General features: G+C 56.0%; 2 protein-coding genes. Both read left to right on the plus strand.

All coding sequences use genetic code 11. The features are described 5' to 3' along the window. Positions 1-438: 438 nt before the first annotated feature. Positions 439-1422 carry a DUF6602 domain-containing protein gene (locus L0976_RS22105; RefSeq protein WP_234189305.1) on the plus strand — a complete coding sequence of 328 codons (984 nt, stop codon included), beginning with the start codon at positions 439-441 and terminating at the stop codon, positions 1420-1422. Between the two features lie 669 nt (positions 1423-2091). After that, a complete protein-coding gene (locus tag L0976_RS22110; protein ID WP_234189306.1) occupies positions 2092-6366 on the plus strand; it encodes a hypothetical protein in 4275 nt (1424 codons plus the stop codon). The last annotated feature ends 82 nt before the right edge of the window (positions 6367-6448 follow it).

The following is a 6448-nucleotide window of genomic DNA, read 5'->3' on the forward strand; positions in this document are numbered from 1 at the left end:
GCCACTAGTCTCTCGTCGTGGTAAGCCATCGCGTGAACGAGTGGCGGCTTTCGGGATAAGCGTTGACGCATCTGAACGGCTTAGAAGACGGCGCAACGTCAAACGGCAGGTCAGGGGCTGCTAAAAGTGGAACGACGGCTGCAAAGACGGTCATTGGGGAAAGTAGACATCCGAGGTGCTGGTGCGGATATCAGTGAGCGGCACAAAGCCGTCATTTACTCGCGGCCAATCTCGCAAGATGCGACTCTGCCTCCCCCCTTGTATCCTCCCTTTACCGATAACACACACTGACCGAGCCTCAGGGGCTTGATTTTGGCAGGATGCCGAGGCACGCCGGTCGGGCCGGATCCCTCTTATCTCACAGCGGTGGCCAGGTTCGGCTAATAATTATGATATTTGCACCCAGCCGATTGAGTCGGTGGTAGACTAGATTCCGCCATGGACATCCCTTCATTCGACGAATTGATTACGATCGAGCTGTCGGGACTGCCCGTCTCCGATACGCATCTGCGCCAGCACAACCAACTATTCGCCGAGAAGGGTCACATGGACGGTCAACGACTACAAGTTTTCTGGAATCAGGAGGTCAAATCACTCCTAGCGGTCTACAGGCAGTTCGAGACCTTACTGCCGAATCCAAAGACCGCAGGGGCGGAGCACCGCGGCGAAGACGGTAGGTATGTGGAAACGCTGGTGCGCTCGTACCTTCAAAAATATCTTCCAAAAGACCTTGAGGTTTTGACCGGATTTATACTGCGTCCGGCAGTTAAACTTGGAGATAGCGATCGATCAAGGTCCAGAGACAAAGATATTCATACGACTCAGCTTGATATAATTGTCTATGACTCCGGTACTTATCCTGTTTTCCAACGAATGGTCGATACGGTTATTGTTCCGCCCGAGGGCGTGGTAGCAGTGTTATCTATAAAAAAGACTCTCCGAGATGCAGAGATCATCGCAGAATGTAATGCCCTTTTAGAGGCTTCAAAGGCTTGCCGCAGTGACGAGAGCAATCTCGAAGCACGCCGCCGCGGGCCGTTTCTAGCCTTAGTCGCAACCGACTCTGACCTTGCCGATAAGCAAGAACTGAAAGAGAACAAATTATTTGAAAAGCTTGAGACCCTATACGGGAGCAACAGTGTTTTCGACGACATGATAGGGTTCGTCGGCGACCTTTCCTCTTGGCATGTGTTCAAAACCCGCCCACCTCTTAAGCTCACTCCTAAAAATAGCTTCGCGAGATACATGTATGTGGAGCTAAGTGAAAACGAATTGCATCAAGGATTTCAATTTATATTGTCAGGAATATTGTCAGTATACTACGACAAGACAAGAGGAGGCGTAAAGCGTCCTGGCTACACGGCGTTTGCGGCAAAGCCGGCGACCGAAATTGGAAAGATCGCCTTCAGTTCGCTGCGCTAGTCCTAGTCTAGTAAAATGAAGGCCGCCCGTTTCCGGCGCGGCCTTCTAACCCGGTTTTTTCCTCTATCAGCCGTCAGGAGTGACCGGAAACACGCTTTGGCTGCCTCGTTGGCGGCCCAAAGGCCGCCGTTGCTGGAATATTGGGTGGGGGCAGCGCGGATGTCAAGGCCTCTCCACGGTGCGAAGAGTTGGCTAGTAAGCCTCATTGTGGTCCTCAAGTGCGGTTAAGCCGCCGGTCTTTCGAGCCACAAGTATGCGCTAAGTTCGAGGCAGGAAAAACAACTCTGGCCCCGAGGTATTTGTGCGCTTCTGACTCACACGCGACGTGACGCCGCTGTCATAAAGATGTCCGCTTTCGGACAACCGCGAACATGGCTCTATGACCGACTTGAAGGCGCGTTCCGGTCCAGAAGCTGTCGCCCGCCGTTCCAGCAAAAATTGTTCCCGCCGCATAGCGGACATTGATCCTGCGTTTAAACGCGCTGTACACTCGCAGTAAGACTTGGATCGAGCATGAGGTTTCTGTGCGTAACGCCAGGCACGGTGTTTTAAAATGCCAATAGAAAACAGAGACGAAATCCATAAGAGCGGCAACATATCTCCAATCAATGGAATAATGAAAATAGTCTTATGACCCCAAGCGACCGGACACACGCCGAAAACCTCCGGATGGCACTGCTGAAACTCAAACCCTCGGGGCCTGACGGGTTCGAGGGACTTCTCGCCCTCATCCTCGCGAGGCTCTTCAGCCAGCCGTTCCGACTTGCGAGCAGCGGCGCGCAAAGGGGGCGCGATGGCGACTCCGCCTTCGACCAGGGAGCGACATATTTCGAGGGTAAGCGCTACGACGGCAAGCTGAGCAAGACCGAAGTCGCAGCGAAGGCGTTCGACCTTGTTGCTGATGACCGTGGCCAAGTCGACCTGTGGATGCTTGGGGTTACGTCGGAAGTGGGGTCTCAAGATCGTGACGACATCAAAAAATACTTCAGCCAAGTCGGTATTGGCGTACATGTCCTTGATTGGTCGGACACAGATATCGGTGCCTTGCTCGTCGCCGTCGTCGCCGGCGGGAATGACACTAAGGCCTTCCTTCAGTCAAAGCTTGCTGCGACACCGCACGCGGGGCTTGTTGCCGACGCATCGGCTGCGATCGACTACTTTACCGAGGATGCCGCCTTCGCCAGCAGACTGGTACAGCTGAAAGCCGGCCTGTCCACGGAAGCTGCCGGCCTTGGACTCGCGAAGGCCGGCAATGAGTCGTGGTTACACAGCGTGTTCGAAAGCCGCGTGCAGGCCCGGATGACCTTTGGCCAGCCACTCGCGCCACTCGATCCCGACGGGGTTAAACCAAGGACTCGGTCAGCGGAACAGGCATTGGAGGCAGCATTTGTGGGCACGCCGCCAGCGGAGCCATATGCTGTAATCGGCGAGGAAGGTGCTGGAAAGTCGTGGCTTGTGGTGCGGAGTTGGTTGGGCTGCCATCCACGTTCGTTGCTGGTGATCTGTACGGCGGACGATTTCCTGGAGATGGCCCAAAGTGGCGATTTCGATAACCAGTTGATCAAACGACTAATCCGTCAGACGGCGGGCCATGAAACCGCTGCAACGATCAACCGATGGCAACGACGGCTACGGATGTGGCGGCAAAATCCGCAGCCGGAAAATGTGCGTCTAGCACTCGTTATCGACGGGCTGAACCAGACCGGTGCAACGAATTGGGGCCGTTATATCGACGGCATAGGGCAGAGATTGCGGGAACTCGGCGGAAGCCTCGTCCTGACGACGCGCGCGGGTCACTGGGCACAAATCCGTACCTCCCTCGCATCCGCGCCTATACGGGTGCTGTTGGAGAATTGGTCCGCCGACGAGCTGAACGAGCTCCTGCGAACACACGGCATCAACGGCGATATGTTGAGCGCCGATACCTTCGAAACGCTCAGGAATCCTCGTATATTCGGTATAGCGGTGGAACTGCTGGCTGCCAGGGACATCGAACAAATCGACGAGTTGAGCGTCGAACGGCTGATGTTCGAGCACATGAGACAATCGGAACAGTCCGGAACCTCCCGGCTTTCCGGTCAAGAGTTCTCGGGCCTGCTCCGCAAGCTGGCCCAGGAAGTCCTCGATCGCGGCGGGAAACACGAGAAGGACGACCTGCACATCTTCGATGCCGACCAGATTGAGAGCCTGAGGGCCGTCGCATCCTGCCAGTTCTTTCAACCACTTCGTCGCGACCCAAACCTGTACCGGATAACTTCGCCGGGCCTCGACCTTGGCCTAGCGCTTTGGCTTATCGCCGCGCTGGAACGGGAGTTCGACAACGATCGGCATCCACGTGGGCGGCTTGCCTCGATCCTTGAGCCAATCAGCGCGCTTGATGAAACGGGCCGTGTCGTGCAGCACGCTGTCCAACTCGCCTGTGTGGATGAAAACACCAGCATGGAAGTCCGCGCCGCTCTCATCGAGCACTTCGTCTCCCTCCAGAACCTGCCGCGAACAACAGAAGCAAAGCTGACCGCGCTTGGACGCAGGGTGCCGGAAGCTTTCCTGCAAGCGGCCGAGCACATCCACACCGCAAAGCTGCATGTGCCGAATGCCGACTTACTGCTTCACGCGCTGCTTGCGCACCGTAGGGATACGCATGTGTGGCAGGTGATCGTTGCCAAAGTAGAGGAATGGCTGTCCCACTATTCCCTGGCGCCTGAACGCATGATGTTCAAGGTTCCGGGACGCGACCCCGAGACGGAGGTTGCCGAAGAACGGGAAAAACGCCAACTCGCGCTAGATAAGAGTTTGGCTGCGCTCACGGGTTCCGAGAAAGCGTACATAGCCAGTAACCTCGTACAATCAGAGCACCCAGACTATAACGCGTTGCACCGTTTCGCATTCTTTCTTTTGGCCGGACAACCGTTGGCACGCTTTGCGCCGTACTTCGTTCGTTGGAGTTTCGCGGATGCTCTCAGCCCGATCCTCTATTCGCCGGACAAGGAGTTCCGCCAGCTTGTCCGTTTCAATCCGGTTGATTGGTCCGCTACGCGCGAGGCTTTGCTCGTGTCCCTTGATGCCATTGAGGACAGAAAAGCGTCCGATGTGGGCAAATGGGCAAGGGTCGAGATTTTGCGAGCGACTGGCGACGTAGATGATGCGGCAAATGCGGAAGCGCTGGCTGAATGGCTCACTCGTGACCGCGAAAGGTTCGGTGGGTGGTCGCTCTTGGAGAATTATTGCGCCAACGATCCCTGTGATCCCTCGTCGGTTAAACCGGACAACATCGACGAAACAGCGGAGAAATACCGGATCGTTGATCCCTTCGCTTTGGCCACGTCGATGGGGCCGGGAACCGAGGATCACCTCTTCAACATGGCTCGGCCAGGTGTAGTGCGCTTTCGCCCTGCGGATGCTCTTTTGGCGCATCGCACTCTCGCGAGTAATGTTCTTGGGCGAACGGGTTTCAAACGTCGGCAAGGCGTACTCGCCTTGCGGTCTCACAGCGCGGCTCAAAATCGTCAGATTGCAATCGAGTTCCTGAAGGCTGGACAGGCCAGCAAGGCAGCCTTGGGAGGAGACACACAGGAGCGAGATGAGTGGCTGACGGCGCAGTTCTCGATCCTCGCAGCATTGCCGCATCTTACACCCAGCGAGCAGTGGGCTGCGATCGACGGCATGAACATCGAGATGGTACTAGTAGATATCCTGAACGCCATAACACCCGCGTCTGCGTCAGAGGTTGAGGATTTTTTGCAGGGCGCGGTAGCTACCGGGGACGAGAAGGCGCTAGCGAGAATAATGGCAGTAGTTCATTATTCCCGGCCCCAGCTTTCCCAGAAAACGCTACAAATGGCGGCACAGTTGACGTTGTCGACGATCGACCTTGTTCGGTCGTTTGCGCTGGGCATCTGTGCCGCATCGAACGACAAGGATGCTCTCGGCGCGGTGGTCGCTAGCGGCTGGACGGCAAGCAGCTCGAATGGGAAAAGGCGGGGATACGAAGCGTGGTACGGTTCACAGGCTATCTTAGAGGCGGCCAAAAAAAACTTGCTTTCTCTCGATGAGGCGCTCAACCGGATGAGCCTCGGTCACTTCGGTTTTGCAGCAATTAAGCTTGGTCCTGCCGCCTCCGTAGTCATCGCAGAACGCCTTGAGCAGGCTTTGGACAGCGCGCTTGAGATTGGCGAGCTCACTGATCTACCCGAGATGCGGACACGCGCCCCAGACGCCTCGGATACGTCCCCTCCAATAATGTCCTTGGACGAAGCGCCAGTGACCAACGTCGAGGCTCAGGTCGCACGCTTCAATGAATCAAGAGAAGATCATGACAAGCGCCAGAAGCGCTTAGGTCGGGCGTTTGGGCGTTTCGTCAAGCAACTGTCAGCAGCTGAAGCGGACCTTATCCTCGACGACCTTACCCTGGAGGGCACGATCGCAATTCTGGCGGCCTCTCCAGATGTTCGCCTAAGGGTGCTAGGGAAACTGTCTGCGGCTGCTGACAGTCGCCTTCGACACTTGCATCATATCGCAATACAAGTTGGCATCGCATGCGCGTTGGTAGGGCTGCCCGAAGGTGCATCCTTGTTGCGCAGGACGATCAATTTGGACCCGACCGTTCGGCGTGTGCAGGGCATAGTAAAGCTGCCTGTAGAGACCGTTTCTTTGTGGCGACATGCGGACAACGCGGTCTGCGCCAAAATTTGTGAGGAACGACTAACGACCCTCGACAACGACCGTGATCTTTCGTTGGAGATCCTTGCGGCATTGATAAATGGCAAGCATGCCACTGTCATGGAAACAATCGATCATCTATTGGCAACATGGGAGCCCGCAAAAATCTGCCGCGCCATTACCATCGCTGGCTTCAGTGACACGCATCCACAAGCGGCTGATGTCCTCGATAGATTTGCCGGAGTGGTATCCCTCCGCCGAAGGCCGTCTGCCCTGACTTGCTGATTGGCGTTAAGTCCATGGCTTATGTCATGCGCTACAATCATTTCCCCGATTGAGGTTTTGTCCGCCGATGATCTTGGCCGCC

The organism is Shinella sp. NM-101 (assembly GCF_021401195.1).
Lineage (GTDB): Bacteria > Pseudomonadota > Alphaproteobacteria > Rhizobiales > Rhizobiaceae > Shinella.

Bases quoted from the DNA above. Each gene is read 5' to 3' on its own strand.
- L0976_RS22105 (WP_234189305.1), top strand. From the start codon at position 439: ATGGACATCCCTTCATTCGACGAATTGATTACGATCGAGCTGTCGGGA.
- L0976_RS22110 (WP_234189306.1), top strand. From the start codon at position 2,092: ATGGCACTGCTGAAACTCAAACCCTCGGGGCCTGACGGGTTCGAGGGA.